At 63.9% G+C, this 17,194-nt stretch carries 16 protein-coding genes; 5 read left to right on the plus strand and 11 right to left on the minus strand.

All coding sequences use genetic code 11. From position 1 onward, the window contains the following. Positions 1 to 141: 141 nt before the first annotated feature. The 6 genes from AC5J09_RS25075 to speB form a co-directional block, all read right to left on the minus strand. Positions 142 to 921, minus strand: coding sequence for a carbon-nitrogen hydrolase family protein (locus AC5J09_RS25075; RefSeq protein WP_494298790.1), 780 nt, complete (start codon positions 919 to 921; stop codon positions 142 to 144). Further along, positions 918 to 1,718 carry an ABC transporter permease gene (locus tag AC5J09_RS25080; RefSeq protein ID WP_018095776.1) on the minus strand — a complete coding sequence of 267 codons (801 nt, stop codon included), beginning with the start codon at positions 1,716 to 1,718 and terminating at the stop codon, positions 918 to 920. The genes AC5J09_RS25075 and AC5J09_RS25080 overlap by 4 nt, the downstream gene beginning before the upstream one ends. After that, on the minus strand, positions 1,715 to 2,569 hold the full coding sequence (locus AC5J09_RS25085; RefSeq protein WP_494298791.1) for an ABC transporter permease: 855 nt from the start codon (positions 2,567 to 2,569) through the stop codon (positions 1,715 to 1,717). Before AC5J09_RS25085 ends, AC5J09_RS25080 begins: the two co-directional genes overlap by 4 nt. Further along, a complete protein-coding gene (locus tag AC5J09_RS25090) occupies positions 2,566 to 3,603 on the minus strand; it encodes an ABC transporter ATP-binding protein (protein ID WP_324762189.1) in 1,038 nt (345 codons plus the stop codon). The genes AC5J09_RS25085 and AC5J09_RS25090 overlap by 4 nt, the downstream gene beginning before the upstream one ends. A 169-nt stretch (positions 3,604 to 3,772) precedes the next feature. Next, positions 3,773 to 4,852: an ABC transporter substrate-binding protein gene (locus AC5J09_RS25095; RefSeq protein WP_018095779.1), complete on the minus strand. Its 1,080-nt coding sequence runs from the start codon at positions 4,850 to 4,852 to the stop codon at positions 3,773 to 3,775. A 169-nt stretch (positions 4,853 to 5,021) separates the two neighbouring features. Then, on the minus strand, positions 5,022 to 6,080 hold the full coding sequence (gene speB, locus AC5J09_RS25100; protein ID WP_494298792.1) for an agmatinase: 1,059 nt from the start codon (positions 6,078 to 6,080) through the stop codon (positions 5,022 to 5,024). A 214-nt stretch (positions 6,081 to 6,294) separates the two neighbouring features. Between speB and AC5J09_RS25105 the strand changes: the two genes are divergently transcribed. Together AC5J09_RS25105 and AC5J09_RS25110 are read left to right on the plus strand one after the other, a co-directional pair. After that, positions 6,295 to 7,338 (plus strand): LysR substrate-binding domain-containing protein, encoded by a 1,044-nt coding sequence (locus tag AC5J09_RS25105; protein ID WP_494298793.1) that lies wholly within the window; start codon positions 6,295 to 6,297, stop codon positions 7,336 to 7,338. 45 nt (positions 7,339 to 7,383) lie between these two features. Next, positions 7,384 to 8,562 carry an aminotransferase gene (locus AC5J09_RS25110; RefSeq protein ID WP_494298794.1) on the plus strand — a complete coding sequence of 393 codons (1,179 nt, stop codon included), beginning with the start codon at positions 7,384 to 7,386 and terminating at the stop codon, positions 8,560 to 8,562. Positions 8,563 to 8,567: 5 nt separating this feature from the next. On the opposite strand, the gene AC5J09_RS25115 is transcribed toward AC5J09_RS25110, so the two are convergent. From AC5J09_RS25115 to AC5J09_RS25135, 5 genes are all read right to left on the minus strand, one after another. Further along, positions 8,568 to 9,458 (minus strand): DMT family transporter, encoded by an 891-nt coding sequence (locus AC5J09_RS25115; protein ID WP_494298795.1) that lies wholly within the window; start codon positions 9,456 to 9,458, stop codon positions 8,568 to 8,570. Positions 9,459 to 9,605: 147 nt separating this feature from the next. Continuing rightward, entirely contained in the window at positions 9,606 to 11,039 is a 1,434-nt protein-coding gene (locus AC5J09_RS25120; RefSeq protein WP_324762192.1) for an aldehyde dehydrogenase family protein, read from the minus strand. A 150-nt stretch (positions 11,040 to 11,189) separates the two neighbouring features. Further along, positions 11,190 to 11,339, minus strand: coding sequence for a hypothetical protein (locus AC5J09_RS25125; RefSeq protein WP_018095785.1), 150 nt, complete (start codon positions 11,337 to 11,339; stop codon positions 11,190 to 11,192). 184 nt (positions 11,340 to 11,523) lie between these two features. Then, on the minus strand, positions 11,524 to 12,837 hold the full coding sequence (locus AC5J09_RS25130) for an NAD(P)/FAD-dependent oxidoreductase (RefSeq protein ID WP_411933796.1): 1,314 nt from the start codon (positions 12,835 to 12,837) through the stop codon (positions 11,524 to 11,526). Continuing rightward, positions 12,834 to 14,201, minus strand: a complete 1,368-nt coding sequence (locus AC5J09_RS25135) for a glutamine synthetase family protein (RefSeq protein WP_018095787.1) — start codon at positions 14,199 to 14,201, stop codon at positions 12,834 to 12,836. The genes AC5J09_RS25130 and AC5J09_RS25135 overlap by 4 nt, the downstream gene beginning before the upstream one ends. Positions 14,202 to 14,324: 123 nt before the next feature. Between AC5J09_RS25135 and AC5J09_RS25140 the strand changes: the two genes are divergently transcribed. The 3 genes from AC5J09_RS25140 to AC5J09_RS25150 all read left to right on the plus strand — a co-directional run bounded on the left by AC5J09_RS25140 (position 14,325) and on the right by AC5J09_RS25150 (position 17,176). Further along, positions 14,325 to 15,017, plus strand: coding sequence for a GntR family transcriptional regulator (locus AC5J09_RS25140; RefSeq protein ID WP_324762194.1), 693 nt, complete (start codon positions 14,325 to 14,327; stop codon positions 15,015 to 15,017). Between the two features lie 273 nt (positions 15,018 to 15,290). Continuing rightward, positions 15,291 to 16,007, plus strand: coding sequence for a FadR/GntR family transcriptional regulator (locus AC5J09_RS25145; RefSeq protein ID WP_411921576.1), 717 nt, complete (start codon positions 15,291 to 15,293; stop codon positions 16,005 to 16,007). After that, positions 16,004 to 17,176: a PLP-dependent transferase gene (locus AC5J09_RS25150; protein ID WP_440852121.1), complete on the plus strand. Its 1,173-nt coding sequence runs from the start codon at positions 16,004 to 16,006 to the stop codon at positions 17,174 to 17,176. Before AC5J09_RS25145 ends, AC5J09_RS25150 begins: the two co-directional genes overlap by 4 nt. Positions 17,177 to 17,194 lie beyond the last annotated feature (18 nt).

Here is a 17,194-nt window from a genome sequence, read left to right on the forward strand (position 1 = left end):
TATGCTGCAGCGCCTTTTGCGTCAGTTGCGCGGCGCTGCAGGGCGGGCATTTCGGTTGAGCACAATATCGATCCGACCGAGCGTTTCCAAAAGGGGGACGACGCGAACGGATTGTTCTCCGATTAAGAACGATCTGGCAGATCAGCCGCGTTTCAAGTCCATGAGATAAGTATTCTCCGCCCGGGAAATGGCAAATGCCTGCGGGTCGATTTCGGCGAAGATCAGGGTTTCATCCGCGGAACCGGCCTTTGCCAGTGCCTGGCCATCCGGTGACGCTATGAGCGAGAGTCCCGCAAATGAAAACATGTCGTCCGAACCGCAGTGATTGACATAGGCGACGAAGAGCTGGTTCTCGAAGGCCCGCGTCCGGATCATATGGTCGGTGATGAAAGTGCCGGACCATCCGGCCGGGAGGGCCGTCGGCACCAGCACCGCATCGGCACCCGCAACCGCCAGGCGACGGACGTTTTCGGGGAATTCGACGTCGTAGCAGATCAGCATGCCGCAAGTGACGCCGCGATGTTTGAACAGGCGCGTCGAGGGCTCCGCCGGCGTGAAGAGCGAACGCTCGTATTCGCCATAGAGATGCGACTTCCGATAGACGATCGGGGTGGTATCGCCGTCGACATGGACGGCGCTGTTGTAGATGGCACGCGCGTCCTGCTCCGCGAATCCGGCAACGATGGCGATGCCGGTTTGCAGCGAGATGCGCCCCAATTCTCGAACGATCGGCCCATCCGCCGGCTCCGCGAGCCTGCGGATGGCTTCCCCCGCGCCGTAGCCGGTGATTGCGAGTTCGGGGGCGACGAGCAGGCTCGCCCCCTTCCCGCAAGCCGCGATCGCCGCCCGCTCGATGCGGGCGAGATTGGCGGCCACGTCGCCGCCAATGCTCTTCATCTGCAGGGCAGCGAACTTCATCATTTTCCGTCCGACGACATGGCGCCGAGCAGCTTCGGCAGGTCTCCGAAGCGGGCGACGAGGCTGAAGATGACCGCGGCCGTCGTGACGAAGAGGATCGTCACGGAAGCCATGGTGGGCGTATAGCCGTAGCGAAGCGCGTTGAAGATCTTGATCGGCAGCGTCTCCATCGTGAAGCCGACGGTCATGTAGGCGACGATATACTCATTGAGCGACAGGACGAAGGCGAAGGCATAGCCGGAAACAATATAGGGCAGGATCAACGGCAGAACGACGGTGCGAAAGACCGTGCGGTCGTCCGCGCCCATCGTCGAGGCCGCCTCGACCAGCGAGCGATCGATCGAGGTGAAGCCGAGAGACAGCGTGACGAGCGGCAGTGTCACGAAGAAGATCGCGTGGCTGACGACGGCGGTCCAGGGCTGGCCGTAAAAGCCGGCCGTCGCCCAGAAGGTGAGCAGGCCGAGCGCCGTAATAACCGGCGGCAGCGTGAAGGGCGCGACCCCCAGAAGCTGGAAGATGTTCGCCCATGGCGCGACGCGCCGCCAGAGGAACCAGGCAAGCGGCAGCGCGATCGCGACCGCAAGTGCGGCGGAAAGGAGCGCAAGCGTCACCGAGGCAAAAAGCGCGCTGCGCCATTCGGGGTTCAGGAAGATTTCCCCGTACCAGGATGTGGAGAAACCCTGGGGGGGAAAGGCGAGCGTCTGCTTGGCGTTGACCGAGACGCCGGCGACGACGATCAGCGGCAAAGCGAGAAAGAGCCCGATCAGGGAGAAGTAGACCTTGCGGAAAATGGTGCTCATGCCGCCTCTCCCTTCCGTCCCGCGATGACCGTTAGAGCCACCAGCCCAAGCGTCACCAGGACGAGAAATACCGCCATCGCCGCGCCGAAGGGCATGTTGGACTGATAGATCGCCTGATCGGTGATGAGCACCGACAACGTCCAGTGCTGCGGCCGGCCGAGGAGTTGCGGCAGGAGATAGGAGCCGAGCGCGAAGATGAAGACCATGATCAGCGTCGCGGTGATCGTGTTTCTCAACGCCGGAACGACGACGGTGAAGAAGGCCCTGAGCGGCGAGGCACCGAGTGTGCGGGCGGCTTCCGTCAGTGTCGGGTCGAGGCGCACGAGCGCGGGGAAAAGCACGAGCACGGTATAGGGAAAGGCCTGATAGACCATGCCGGTCAGCACAGCGGCAAAACTCGGCGTGAGCGCCTTCGCCTCACCCATGAGCCCGAGCGCCACGAGGATGTTGGTAATGCCGGCCGTGCGCGAGAAAAGGGTGGACCACGCAAAACCGATGATGACTTCGGAGAGAGAAAGCACGGAGAGCAGAGCGACGAGCCACACGACCTGCACCCGGCGCGCCATACGCGTGAGCAGATAGGTGAAGGGCAGCGCCAAGACCACGCAGCACGCGGCGACCGCGATCGCCAGCATCAGGGAAAAGCCCAGCACGCCGCCGAAGAAGGCCGAGAGGAAGCGGGCATAATTGTCGTAGACGAAGGCCGACGTATAGAAGCCGCCCTGCTGGCGCTGAAAGAAACTGACTGCGATCATCGTGCCGAAGGGCACCACGAAGAAGATCGTCAGCATTCCCGCGGGGAAGAGGATCGGCAGGTAATCACCGAGGGTTCGGGGCGGTTCGCGTCTCATCTGGCGAGCACCACACAGACATCCGGCGTGAGAGCGACGCCGACCTGTTGGCCGACCGTCACCTGCGGCCGGGCGCGCGGCGTCGAGACCGCGACGATCTGCCGGCCGGCGACATCGACGAATGTCTCGATCGTGCCCCCGAGGTCGCGCACGAAGGTCACCGTGCCGGAAAGCGCTCCGGTACCCGGCGCGGTCAGGTGCACGTCTTCCGGGCGGATCGAAAGCATCGCCTTCGCCGCGCCCGGCGGCAACTGCAGGCCCGGCACAGGCTGACCGAGCACCGTCACGCGGCCCGAAGTGTCCGCCTCCGCTTCGATCAGATTGGTCTGCCCGATAAAGTCGGCGACGAAGCTGTCGGCCGGCCGGCGGTAGATCTCGATCGGCGAGGCAGCCTGCCGGATCTCGCCGCCGTTCATGACCACGACCGTATCGGCCATGGTCATCGCCTCGCGCTGGTCGTGGGTGACGACGATGGTGGTGATGCCGAGCTTCTGCTGCAACTGCCTGAGCTCGACCTGCATCGCCTCGCGCAGCTTGGCGTCGAGCGCCGACAGGGGCTCGTCGAGCAGGAAGAGCTTCGGCGAAATCGCCAGCGCCCGGGCTATCGCCACGCGCTGGCGCTGACCGCCGGAGAGCTTCGAGACCGGCCGGTCGGCATAGCCCGACAGGTGGATCATCGAAAGCAGCTCGTCGACCCGTTTCCTCTGGTCTTCCTTGGGCGCGCCGCGGATGCGCAGCGGATAGGCGATATTCTCGCCGACGGTCAGGTGGGGAAACAGCGCCAGCGACTGGAACACCATGCCGAGATTGCGTTTATGCGTCGGAACCCGGGTGATGTCCTCGCCGTCGAGCCCTATGGAGCCCGAGGTCGGCAGGTCCAGACCTGCGATCATGCGCAAAAGCGTGGTCTTGCCGCAGCCCGACGGCCCGAGCATGCAGACGAATGTGCCGTGCGGCACCATCAAGTCGACATCGTTGACGGCCCTGAACGACCCGAATTCCTTGACGACGTTTTGAAGGGCAAGTCCCGACATATGTTCCCCGTTTCGCGCCTCTTACGCGGATGTCACCGGCCACGTCAGACGCTGCCGCAGTGACATTTCAAAAACTTCAAATCAGCTTATCCCCAAACCGATTCCGGTTTAAGGTCGCGCAATACGCTGCGCCGCCCCGGGATACCGAGGCGGCGGCTCGTGGCCGGCGTCAGCCGACGATCAGTTCCGTCCACTTCTGGTTCAGCCAATCCGACTTCGTCTGGTAGAGATCGTAGCGCGGAACGATCGGCTCGATGTCCGAGGAGACGGCAGCGAATTCCTTATCGGTCAGATCGGTGGACTCGCGTTTGACCGTCGGCGAGGTGCCGACCTTGCGCGAGAGCGTCGCCTGAACCGCAGGCTGGCACATGTAGTCGATGAAGATGTGGGCTTCCTCGACCTTCTGCGACGCGCGCGAAAGCGCCCAGCAGCCGGAATCCTGGATGCCGCCCTCCTTGGGGAAGGTGGAACGCACCGGATGACCATCCGCCGCGGCAAGCCCCGTCACGTCGTGATAATATTGCCCCATCGGGATTTCGCCCGACTTCAGCGCCTGTTCGAACTGCGCTTCGTCGCGGTACCAGAGACGGACGTTCGGCTTCACTTCGGCGAGCTTCTCGAACGCTTTGAGAATCCCCTCTTCCGTGTCGAGCGCATTGGTGCCGCCCATGAAGGTCTTGGCTGTCACTTCGAGCAGGAAGGAATTGGAGACCAGCGCCAGGAGGCCGAGCTTGTCGGCATTCGCCGGATCCCAGAACGCCTGCCACGAGGTCGGCGCCTCCTTGTAGACGTCGGTGTTGGTCACCAGCGTGATGTACCAGGAAACGGCGCCGATGCCGGCGATGCGGCCGTCCGGATATTTGTTGACGAAGCGGTCGAGCAGGTTCGAGCCGTTCTTGATCTTGGCCATGTCGATCGGCGTCCAGAGGTCGGTCGCCTGCCCTTTGAGCATCGCCACCTGAGACATCATGGAAACGTCGGCGGGCGCCTGGCCGGCGCGGGCGGCCTGTTCGAGCTGGACGAGCCATGCCTCGCCGGTGGGCTCGGCGACGGATTCGATCGCGATGCCGGTCGCCTTGGTGAATTCGGGGAAGATGTTCTTGTCGAAGGAGTCCTTGAAGTAGCCGCCATAGACGCCGACCTTCAGCGACTTGTCCTGCGCCCTCAGCACCGCCGGCATTGCCAGCATCGACGCGCCGGCAAGCCCCGCACCGAGCAGCGTGCGGCGCTTGATGGAATTGATGATCATCGCATGTCTCCTTTGTTTTTGGCGGATTGCGCCGCGTTCCCTTGTTCTAGGTGATTCCCTGCGCCCTTTGTCCCCGCTTCGCTTCAGCAAGGAAAATGATCTGGCAATAGATTATCGTGATCCGCTCGTGCCCGCCATGCGCATCGGTTTCGGATCGTTCATCCGCGCATCAGCCCTTGCCGGCAACGGCCGGACTGAAGACCATCAGGCTCAGGATCTCGAAGAGCACCTGGGCGCCGGCATGGGCCGTATTGGTGGTGGTGTCGTATTGCGGCGCCACCTCGACGACGTCGCCGCCGACGAGATTGACGCCCTTCAGCCCGCGTATCAACTCCAGCACCTCACGCGTCGTCAGGCCTCCGACTTCCGGCGTACCGGTGCCAGGCGCGAAGCTCGGGTCGAGGCTGTCGACGTCGAAGGAGAGATAGGTCGGACCGTCGCCGACGATCTTCTTCGCCTTTTCGATGATCGCCGGCATACCCAGTCCGGTGACCTCCTCCGCATGAACGACCGTCATGCCTGACTCGTAGGAGAACTCCCACAGATATTCCGCCGAGCCGCGGATGCCGATCTGGATGACGCGGGTCGGGTCGAGCACGCCGTCGAGGACGGCGTTGCGGAACGGGCCGCCATGGTGGAACTTGGTCAGGTCAAAGGCGCCGCCAGTGTCGCAATGCGCGTCGATATGGATCATGCCGACAGGCTGCTTCTTGCCCACGGCCTTGAGGATCGGATGGGTGATCGAATGGTCGCCGCCGACGGAGAGCGGCACGACGCCCGCACCGACGATCTGGTTGATCCGCTTCTCGATGTCCTCGTGGCTGATTTCGAGCCGATAGCGGCTGCGGAAGGGAACATCGCCGATATCGGCGACCCTGAGATCGTGCACCGGTGCGCAGCCGAGCACGTGATTATAGGGCCCGATCCGCTCGATCGCGCGCAGCGCCCGTGGCCCGAAGCGCGATCCCGGGCGATTGGTGACGCCGAGATCCATGGGAACGCCGATCATCGCCACCTGAAGATTGCCGAAATCGGGCTCATCGGCATCGACCGGCATGTGAGGTGCGGTCAGGAATGTCGGAATGCCGGAATAGGGCGCCAGCCGCGTGCCGCTCTTCGTGAAAATCTTGTCCGCGACCTTGCGGAAAGTCGGATCGAAGAGCTCGCCGCCATGGCTCTCGCCATATTTCGCCTTCAATGCGTTGAGCTTCTGTTCATCCCAAGCCATGCGCCGGACCTCCGTATCGTTCGGCCGGGGCTGGCACATGATGCACCGCAAGTCACGACTTGCGGTGTGCCGATCTGAAGCGGCGCAATCAGGTTCCCCGGCTTTTGCCTTTGTTGCGCATATTAGGAGACAATTCTTCTGGAAAAGCAATTGACATTGTTATAGCGTTTGATGTGAGAAAAATTCACATAGATGCCCTCCCCGGAGCTTCTTCTTGTCGAGCCGCCTGCCTCCGCTGAATCCGCTGCGCGCCTTCGAGGCAACCGCCCGGCGCGGCTCCGTTTCCGCTGCGGCGCGTGAGCTCAACGTCACCCACGGCGCGGTAAGCCATCAGATCCGCGCGCTCGAACTCTCCTTCAACGCGCCCCTTTTCGAGCGGGGCGGCAAGCGGCTGAAGCTGACGCCGCAGGGCGCGCTGCTCCTGCCTGCGGTGACGCATGCCTTCGCCGAGATCGCCGCGGCAACGGCGGCGATGACGCGGCCCGCGACGAGCGGGGAGCTCACCGTCACCTGCGTCCCCGCACTGCTCTCCTTCTGGATGATTCCGCGCCTGCACCTCTTTACCGAGCAGTTCCCCGATGTCCAGTTGCGGCTGATCGCCTCCAATGACGAGGCGAACCTCGATTCCCCGGACGTCGACGTCTGCCTGCTCTATGGCGACGGCAACTGGCAGGACTGCTGGTCGAGGCTCTGGAGCCGGCTCGAGCTTTTCCCGGTCGTCAGCCCGACGCTCCTCAACATGCGGCCGCTGCGCTCCATCCGGGACATCCGCGACCACGTGATGCTGCATGGCGACGACGGCCGCGAGTGGAACACCTGGCTCGCCGCAGCCGACGCGATCGATTTCCAGCGCGGTCGCCAGCATTTCATGAGCGATGCGCGGCTTTCGACCGAGGCGGCCCTCCACAATCAGGGCGTTGCGCTCGGCGATACGATCACCGCCGGCAGCCTGATCGCCCGCGGCGAGCTGATCGCCCCTTTCGACCTGACGGTTCCGGCCAACGACGCCTTTTTCGTCGCCTGCCGTAATGAAGTTCGCGCCGCGCCGATCGTCCGCGTTTTCATCGACTGGCTGTTTGCCGCTCTCGAAAGCGATCCGATGCCGGAGCTGCAGATGTCCGCCCGCACGATCATCCGCAGCCGCATGTCGAAGCCGGAAGATGCGGGCCGCAAGACAACACCGAAGAGCCTTCAGCCCCGTTCCCCGCCGCGCAACCGGCGTCCCGAACGTCCGCAGAGGCGCAAAATCAAATCATGATGCGGGGCTGAGAATCCCGTCCGCTTCAACAACAGGAAATCCGCCATGCCACATTTCAATCCCCTCGTCGAAAAGCTCTCGCCGCCGCCGATACCCTCGGTGCTCGCATGGTCGAAGGCTTATGACGGGGCAAAAGGCCCCCTGATCGACCTCTCCCAAGCCGTGCCCGGCTATCCCGCTCATCCCGACATGCTGAAATGGCTGGGCGAGGCCGCGGCGTCGGCGGCCTACACGGGCTACGGAGCGATCGAGGGTGAAGCGGAACTGCGCCAGGCCTATGCCGAGCACGTGGCATCGCTCTATGGCGCGGCGGTCGCCGCCGGCAACGTCCACATCACCTCCGGCTGCAACCAGGCCTTCATCTGTGCCGCCATGGCCGTTGCCGGGGCCGGCGATACGGTGCTGATGACCAATCCCTATTACTTCAACCAGGAGACCACGCTGGCGATGCTGGGGATCGATGTCGAGCTTGCGCCGCTCGATGCGGGCGCCGGGTTCCTGCCCGAGGTCGAGACCATCGCCTCTGCCTTGCGGCCGGGCATCCGGGCACTCGCGCTCGTTTCGCCCAACAATCCCACGGGAGCGGTCTACCCGCCCGAACTGCTGCAGCGCATCTACGAGCTCTGCCGCGCGAACGGAACCTGGCTCATTCTGGACGAAACCTATCGCGACTTCCTGCCGGATGCGGCCGCCGCGCCGCATGGCCTGCTTCGAACCCCGGGCTGGGAGGACAGTTTCATCGGTCTTTACAGTTTCTCGAAGTCCTTCTGCATTCCGGGCCATCGTCTCGGCGCGATCACCGCCGGGCCGCAGGTGGTCGAGCAGGTCGCCAAGATCATGGACAATCTCCAGATCTGCGCCCCGCGCTCCCCCCAGGCGGCCGTCGCGAGAGCGATACCGGCGCTTGCCGACTGGCGGCTTGCCAACCGCGCCGAAATCGCCGCCCGCGCCGAGGCGCTGAGGACGATCATGACCCGGCTGCCGCAATGGAACCTGCAGGCAGTGGGCGCCTATTTTGCCTATATCCGCCACCCCTTCCCCGATATCGAGTCGCAATTCGTCGCCGAGAAGCTGGCGAAGCTCGCCGGCGTCCTCTGCTTGCCCGGCGATTATTTCGGCGAGGGTCAGGAGAACTACCTGCGCTTCGCCTTCGCCAATGCGGACGTGGCTACGATCCTCAAGCTCGAAGAGCGCCTCGCGCGATTCGAGCTGCCGGGGATCTGAGTGGCTCAGCCGCGGCGGGCGATCAGGATGCCGATCAGCACGATCGCGCCGCCGATCGCCTGCATGGCGCCCACCGGCTCGCTCAGCAGAACCCAGGCGAGTAGCGCAGCCACGACCGGCTGCAGGAGCAGCGTCAGCGAAGAAAAGGCCGGCGGCAAAAAAGCGAGCGCATAGGTGATCGCCACCTGCCCGCCGGCGTGGCTCACGAAGGCAAGTCCGAAGAGCATGGCCCAGCCGAAGGCGCTCGTCGGGAAAAGCGACGGCTCGGCCAACAGGGCCATCGGCAGCATGCAAACGGCTGCCGATGCGGTGCTCCAGATCATGATCCGGTTGGTGCTGAAGCGGCTTCGCAGACGCCCGATCGCGAGAATGTAGCCGGCATAGAAAGCGGCCGCGACGATGGCGATCCCATCGCCGGCGAGATCGCCGCCGCCGAGTGCCGCCGGACCGCCTTTCAGGACCACCACGCCGGCGATCGCCGTCGCGAGGCCGCCCAGGAAGATGCCGCTGACCGCCGAGCGGAACAGAGCCCATCCGGCAAGCGTCACGAAGACCGGCGCCAGATTGGCAAGCAGCGTCGCATTGGCGACCGAGGTCATGGTGAGCGCAAGGTGCCAGGCTGCGAGATCGATGGCCAAAAATACGCCTGGCAGGACAAGTTGAGCGTAATCGGACAGGCGCTGCGGGGGCTTGTCCGCGGCTGTGCCGCCGCGCAGCCGGGACCAGGCCAGCAGCGGAATCAGCGCCAGCGCGACACGCCAGAAGGCAGTGGCCATCGGCCCCACTTCCGAGAGCCGCACGAAGATCGGCGATCCGCCGATGGCGGCACCGCCGATGATGAGCGCGGCCATGGCAAGCCTATTACGGGGAACGGCGGAACTGGCGGCTTGGGTCACGGCGATGTCCGATGGCTGGGAAGCGCGCGCAGAACCGGCGCGCGGCAAGCCAGCTATCAGAATCCCGCCGCAAACGACAGCCGAATTCGCCCGATAGGCGAAAAACGGCCACACGCGCGAACGTGCGGCCGTGGGAGAAACGACCGGTCAGGCTGCGTCCGGCAGGTGAACCGTTTTCACCTCCAGGAAGTCCTCGAGCCCGAACATCCCGCCTTCCCGGCCGTTGCCGGACTGCTTGTAGCCGCCGAAGGGGCTTCCGTAGCGGTGCGGACCGCCGTTGATGTGCACCATGCCGGCGCGGAGACGCGATGCCACGCGCTCCGCCCTTTCACGGTCGCGCGTCTGGACATAGGCCGCGAGGCCGTAATTCGTGTCGTTGGCGATCGCGATCGCCTCCTCTTCCGTATCGAAGGGAATGATCGAAAGCACCGGCCCGAACACTTCCTCGCGCGCGATCCGCATGGAATTGTCGACATCGGCGAAGATCGTCGGCTGGACGAAATATCCGGTCTCGAAGCCTTCCGGCTTGCCGGGGCCGCCGGCCAGGAGCGTCGCGCCCTCGGCAACGCCCGCTTCGATCAGCGCCTGCACCCGCTCGAACTGAATATGGCTGACGAGCGGGCCGATATGGGAGCCATCCTTCGTCGGATCGCCGACCCTCGCCTCCATGCCGACGCGCCTGGCGATTTCCACGACCTCGTCATAGGCGCTGCGCTCGACGAGCATACGTGTCGGGGCATCACAGGACTGGCCGGAATTGTTGAAGCATTCGAGAATGCTGGCGGTCACCCGCTCCTCGATATCGGCATCGGCGAAGACGATGTTCGGCGACTTTCCGCCGAGTTCGAGCGTGACGCGCTTGACCGTATCGGCGGCGTCCTTGCTGACGGCGATACCCGCCCGCGTCGAACCGGTGAAAGACATCATGTCGATGTCCTTGTGCTTCGACAGCGCCGCCCCGGCATGAATGCCGTCACCATTGACGAGGTTGAAGACGCCGGCCGGAAAGCCCGCCTCTTCGATCATCTCGGCGTAGAGCATGGCGTTCAGCGGCGTGAATTCGCTGGGTTTCAGGACGCAGGTGCAGCCGGTCGCAAGCGCCGGCACGACCTTGAGCGCGATCTGGTTGACCGGCCAGTTCCACGGCGTGATGAGACCGCAGACGCCGATCGGCTCACGCAGAAGCGTGTCGCCGTTCGGCAGCTTTTCCTTGAGTTTCAGGCGCTTCAGGGCATCGATGAAGCCCTGAAGATGACCGACGCCCACATCCGCCTGCTGCTCGCGGCTCATCGTTCTCGGCGCACCGAGTTCGGCCGTGATGGTGTCGGCCATTTCATCGTAACGCCGCTTGTAGATCGCGAGCAGCTTTTCGAGCAGCGCCAGCCGTTCCTCGACGCTCGTCCGGCTATAGCTTGCGAATGCCTTCTTGGCGGCTGCAACCGCCCGGTCGACGTCGGCAGCGGTGCCGAGCGAGATAACCGCTATCGGCTTCTCGGTCGCCGGATTGAGCACCAGAAGATCGTTCTGCGTGGCCGGCTCAACCCATTTGCCGTCGATGTAGAATTTCCGCTTGTCGAGCATTCGCTCCTCCATCCCGTCTGATTTCCGCCGGCAAGGCTACGACGGCGGCTGCACGCGGACAAGGGCGGAAAAGCGGAAGGGAGCGTGTCGGGAAACGGCACCGGCCGATGAACGGCTGCAGATGCATGAGCACCTGCAGCCGTTGCCAAATCAGAACGCGCCAATGAGGAGCGCGCAGATGAAAGTGAAGGCTGCAGCCACCGCGATGGCCTGGGTAAAGTGTCTGGCAGTCGGACGACGGGCTGGTCGAGCCCGGTAGACGGTATAGCGGGATTGGGTCATCGCCTTGGTCGCGTTCATTATGTCTCTCCGCTGTTGGGGCGTGGCCTGTAGCCGTTGTTCTCCTATATTCTTGATCGAATTCCTAGATAATTTTTTCCCACGGATCAAACGAGAAATGAAAAATTCGTTTAACCGGCCTGCCGGGCAGTGCGGAATACACGGTTTTTTCGAGGTCTCCGATGCCCAGGAGTGATCGCCCCGGCTACCAGCCGACGGCGTCCTTGAGCATGTACCACCACGATCCGACAGTCGAATACTGCGCGCGGAACATCCGTCCGCCGGGGAATGGATACCAGGGAAGCTTCGCGAAGACATCGAAGCGGGCCGCGTCCCCGTCGATCGCTTCGGCAAGAGTGCGGCCGAAAAGGTGGGAGCCCGTCACGCCATGACCGCTATAGCCATGGGCGAAATAGGTATTGCTGCCGATCCGCCCCATTTGCGGCACGCGCGTGAAAGAGAGTGCGAAGTTGCCGCTCCAGGCATAGTCGATCTTCACGCCCTTGAGCCGCGGAAAGACCTTTTCGAGATTTGGCCTGAGCTTTGCCACGACATCCGCCGGGTCGGTACCGCCATAGACGGTGCCGCCGCCGAAAATCATCCGCTTGTCGGCGGACAGCCGGAAATAGTCGAGAATGTATCGAACGTCCTCCACGCACATGTCGCTCGGGATCAGAGAATGGGCAAGCTCCTCGCCGAGCGGCGCGGTGGTGATCATCTGGGTCGAAACGGGCATGACGCGGGTGGCGAGCTTCGGCACGGCATCGCCAAGATAGGCGTTGCCGCAAAGCACGACGATCCGTGCGGATACCTCGCCCCCCGCGGTATGGACGGTCGGCCGGGCCGATTCGTGGTCGACACGGGTCACCGGTGACATCTCGTAGATCACGCCGCCGAGGCTCTCCAGGGCGCGTGCCTCGCCGAGCACCAGATTGAGCGGATGCATATGGCCGCCGGTGGTGTCGAGCATGCCGCCGCAATAGGCCTCGGAATCGACGAGCTTGCGCAGCGCCTCGCGGTCGAGAAGCTGATGATCGTCCATCCCGTGTTTGCGCCAGAGCGCCTGCTTGGCCTCGAGCTCCTTCATGTGGGCTCCGGTATAGGCGGCATAGATATTGCCGGGCTTCAGATCGCACTCGATCCGATACTGGCTGACGAGCCGGCGGATGATCCGTCCGCCTTCCTGCACAAGGCCGCCGATGAAGCGGGCGGCATCCTCGCCGTAGCGGCGCTCGATCGTCGACAGGCCGGCATTGAGGCCGTTGACGATCTGGCCGCCGTTACGTCCGGAGGCGCCCCAGCCCACCTGCGCACCCTCGACCACGGTGACCTTGTAGCCCTTTTCGGCAAGATGAATGGCCGTGGACAGGCCCGAATACCCCGCGCCGACGATGCAGATGTCGGTTTCGATCCGGCCTTCCAGCCTGACCGGATTGCGGATGATGTTGCGCGAGGCGGCGTAGTAGCTCGTCGGGTAGCTGCCGTCCCCGGCGTAGGATTTCTGCTTCCGTGCCATCAGACGATTTCCAGATAGGCGCTGAATTCGTAATCCGTGACCTGCTCGGCGAAGCCGGCGATCTCCTGGCGCTTGCAGGCGATCAGCATGGAGCGAAGCACGGGATCGAAGATCTCGGCGGCGATCGGTCCGGCCTCGAAGGCGTCGACCGCCTGCCCCCAATCGGCAGGAATTTTGGGCAATTTCTCCGTCGCATAGGCTCGTCCCTCGACGGGCGCCGGCGGCTTCCATTTGTTGCGGATGCCTACGAGCGCCGCGCCGAGAATCGCGGCGATGACGAGATAGGGATTGGCGTCGGCGCCCGCGACGCGGTGCTCGATCCGCCGCGCCGCCGGATTGCCGCCCGGAATGCGGATTGCCGAGGTGCGGTTCTCGTAACCCCAGGAAATCGAGGTCGGCGCATGCGTGTCGGGCCGCAGCCGCCGGTAGGAATTGAAGTGCGGGGCGAACATGAGCGTCGTCTCGGCCATGCCGCGCAGGAGGCCGGCCACCGCATGCTTGAGCACGGCCGATCCCTCGTCGCTGCCGTCGTCGAAGACGTTGTTGCCTTCCTCGTCGAGCAGGCTGAAATGGATGTGCATGCCGTTGCCGGAACGGGTGCCGTAGGGTTTGGCCATGAAGGTCGCCGCGAGGCCGTGCTTGCGGGCGACCCCCTTGACGATGCGCTTGAAGAAGATCGCGTCATCCGCCGCCTTCAGCGGATCGTCGCTGTGCAGCAGATTGATCTCGAACTGGCCGATGCCGTTTTCGGCTATCGCCGCATCGGCCGGCACGTTCTGCCGCGCGCACTCCCTGTAGACGTCGGAGAAGAACTCGCCGAAATCGTCGAGCTCGTCGATCGAAAGGATCGCGTCGGAATCGAGCCGCTTGCCGGTATAGGGCGAGATCGGCGGGACGGCGCTGTCCGGCTCGGGATCGATGAGATAGAATTCCAGCTCCGTCGCTACCACCGGGCGCAGCCCCAGTTCGCGATATTCGCGCATGATCGCCGCGAGCGCCTGGCGCGGATCGGCAAGAAAGGGCCTGCCGTTCTCGACGAACAGCCAAAGCGGAACCAGCGCGCTCGGCCGCGACGTCCAGTTGACCGGCAGGGCCCCTCGCCCCGTGACGCCGCAGATGCCGTCGCGGTCGCCGGTCGCAAAGACCTGCGCGCTGCCGATGATATCCTCACCCCAGACGTCGACGCCGACGATCGAGAGCGGCATGCGGATGCCGCCGCCGAGCACCTTCCTGGCCTGTTCCACCGGCACCCGCTTGCCGCGCATGATGCCGTTCAGGTCGCAAATCACCGCCTGAATACTTTCTATCGGGCCGTTCTGTTCAAGCCAGGACTGGAACACTTCCGGGTCGTCCGCATCGATTGACATATCGTTTTTCTTTTTGTGATCACATTATCGGGAAATTGACATAGTTGCAGTTTTGAAGTCAAGCTGCCCCGGGTCGGTAGGATCGACTCGTTCCAACGCCCGGGTGCGGGAGGAATCGCCGTCTTGAAGACCCTTGCTCTGCCCGCCCTTGATCGGCCGGAAGGCATGACGACCCACGACTATGCCTTTGCGCGTCTCAGGCAGGCGATCATGGTGGGCGCCTTCCGGCCCGGAACCTCCGTCACCATACGCGGGCTCGCAGATGCGCTGGAGAGCAGCCCCACGCCGGTGCGCGAAGCACTGCGTCAGCTGACCTCGATCGGCGCCCTGCAATTTCTGGAGAACCGGCGGATCGTCGTGCCGCGGATCACGCCGGCGCGTTTCGAGGAGCTGATCTCGCTTCGTATCGCGCTTGAAAGCCACGCCGCGCGCAGGGCCGTCGCCCATCTCTCCGACCGGCAGATAGACCGCATCATCGCATTGGATGACGCGATCGAGGCCGCGATCCTGGCGGGGCAGAAGGCGCAGGCGCTGATCGCCAATCAGGAATTTCACCGGCGGATCTATACGGCCAATCCCGATCAGGTCGTCATGCCGCTCGTAGAGAGCCTCTGGCTCCAGCTCGGGCCGATCCTCGGCATCGCCATGGAGCACGTCACGGAATTCTACGTCATCGACCGTCACCGTGAGGCCATCGAGGCCCTGAGACGGCGTGACGAGGACGCCGTGGCGCAAGCCATCGCCGCCGACATCCGCGAGGGCATCGGCGGCTTCGATCAGCAGGCGATCGGCAAGCTGCTCGCGCTTGCGCGGTGAATGCGCCTTGGGTTTGCTCCAGTAGGGTAGCCACCCTGATCTGCCCCGCACCCTAGCCTTCTCCCCGCGCGGGGAGAAGGGACACCCTTGTGTTCCGCTTCAGCCTCGATGGGTCAATACGGACTCGTCCCCTCTCCCCGCAAGCGGGGAGAGGGCTACGGTAAGGGGCAGACCTCAAGACTCGACGCGACGCTCATCTGGCCCTTGACCACCTCTTCCGTCCCCTGCATATTGCTCAGATGTCAGACCAATTATGGTTCTTGGGAGAACCGGATGCCCCTGCAGGATAGAGCGATGCTCCTGCCCCTGCCGCCCGCGGACCGGGCGCAGCAGGTAATAGCCGCTCTTGCCGATTTCATTCAAAGATCGGGGCTGAACCCCGGGGATCGCTTGCCTGCCGAGCGGGAAATGATGGCGGCGCTCGCCGTCGGCCGCTCCACCATTCGTGAGGTGCTGAGCCATTTCCAGGCGCTCGGCGTTGTCGAGGCGCGCAAGGGCAGCGGCACCTATCTCCTGCGCGCCATTTCCACCGCAACCATCCACATGCCGCTGGCGCTCGACACGGAGCACCTTCGCGACGCGCTGCTGCAGACGCTCGAAGTGCGGCGCGGCATCGAGGTCGAGGCCGGCATGGTCGCTTCGCGGCGCCGCACGGAGGCCGACCTCGTCAACATCGAAGCGAAGCTGAACGAAATGGAGCGGGTCCATCTCGCCAAGGGAACGTCCGGCCCGGAAGACCTCGCCTTCCATCTTGCGATCTACGACGCGACCCACAATCCGCTCTTCAAGCAACTGCTCGAACAGATGCGCGAGGCCTTCGAACGCTTCTGGGACGAGCCCTTCGACCGCTCGGACTTCGCAAGGCGCTCGTTTCCCTTTCACCGAACGCTCTTCGATGCGATCGCGGCGCAGGACGCCGAGGCCGCGCGCGCGGAAACGCTGAAAATTCTCGCGGTCGTCGAGGAAGACATCAAGGAAATGTCCAAATGAACAACGGCCTCGATCCGTTCGAGAGAGCCTCCCTTATCGTCGCGCATGACGAGAGCAACGCTTTCGATGCAGTCGTACCGCCGATCGTGCAGACCTCGCTCTTCACCTTCAAGAACTATGACGAGATGGTCGCTTCCTATCGGGGCGAGCGCGTGCGGCCTATCTACACCCGCGGCCTCAACCCGACGGTCAGGCATTTCGAGGAGATGCTGGCGAAGCTCGAAGCCACCGAAGACGCCATCGGTTTCGCAAGCGGCATGTCGGCGATCTCCTCCACAGTCCTCTCCTTCGTCGAGCCGGGCGACCGCATCGTCGCCGTGAAACATGTCTATCCCGACGCGTTCCGCCTCTTCGGCACGCATCTGAAGCGCATGCGTATCGAGGTCACCTATGTGGACGGGCGCGACGAAGAGGCGGTTGCCAGGGCGCTTCCCGGCGCCAAGCTCTTCTACATGGAAAGCCCGACCAGCTGGGTGATGGACACGCACGATGTCGCAGCGCTTGCGGCTCTCGCACGCCGGCAGGGGATCGTCACGGCCATCGACAACAGCTGGGCCAGTCCGGTGTTTCAGCAGCCGGTCTCGCTCGGCGTCGACCTCGTCATTCACTCCGCATCGAAATATCTGAGCGGCCATAGCGATGTCGTCGCCGGCGTCGTCGCCGGGTCGAGCGACCTGATCGGCCGCATCCGTTCGGAAGCCTATCCCTATCTCGGCGGCAAGCTTTCGCCCTTCGACGCCTGGCTGCTGATCCGGGGCATGCGCACGCTGCCGGTGCGGATGAAGGCACATGAGCGCTCGGCGCTCGCGGTTGCCCGTCGTCTGGCCGAGCATCCGCTGGTCGAAACCGTCTGCCACCCGGGCCTCGGCAACCATCTGCCACCCGGTCTCTCCGGCACCTCCGGACTTTTCTCCTTCATCTTCCGCGAAGGCGTCGACGTGCGCCGCTTCGCCGATCACCTGAAACTCTTCAAGCTCGGCGTCTCCTGGGGCGGCCACGAAAGCCTCATCGTGCCGGGCGAAGTCGTCCTGGCGCAGAAAGCCGAGCCCAATTCCGCGGCAGCCTTCGGCATTTCACCGCGGTCGGTACGGCTCCATGTCGGCCTGGAGGGAACGGAGGCCCTCTGGAGCGATCTCGAAGCGGCGATGACAGCCGCTTCATCAGGCTGACGAACACGCAACAGCGAG

The organism is Sinorhizobium sp., from assembly GCF_059070375.1.